This is a genomic window from Nocardia sp. TBRC8007 (genome assembly GCF_056629435.1).
Genome location: NZ_JBWSOR010000165.1, coordinates 1 through 450, shown reverse-complemented (window position 1 = coordinate 450; position 450 = coordinate 1). Strand labels below are relative to the sequence as shown.

General features: G+C 64.9%; 1 protein-coding gene. It reads left to right on the top strand.

The genetic code is table 11. The features are described 5' to 3' along the window. Positions 1–8 precede the first annotated feature (8 nt). A partial coding sequence (locus ACX4ZE_RS23115; protein ID WP_480275574.1) for a condensation domain-containing protein occupies positions 9–450 on the top strand: 442 nt, incomplete at its 3' end.

Here is a 450-nt window from a genome sequence, read left to right as displayed (position 1 = left end):
AGGAGGCGTTGACCGAGCTGGTCGGGTTCTTCGTCAACACGTGGGTGTTGCGGGCACGCGTCACCCCGGGGGACTCGTTCACCGACCTGCTCGGGCAGGTACGACAGAAAGCGTTGGCGGCCTACGCCCATCAGGACGCGCCGTTCGAGTTGCTGGTCGAGTTGCTCAATCCGGTGCGTTCGGCCGCGCATCATCCACTGTTCCAGGTGGCGTTGGCCTTCCAGAACAACACCTCACCGGTGATCGCGCTGCCCGGAATCGGCATCTCTCCCATCTTCTGCTCGCCGGGGACATCCCGCTTCGATCTGTGGTTCAACATCGACGATGCCCCCGACGGTGCGGGATTGGCTGGGTTCGTGGAGTTCGCGACTGAGTTGTTCGATCGGGCGACGGTCGAGGCGATCGTGGCCCGGTATGTGCGGGTGTTGCGGCAGGTGGCGGCCACCCCCG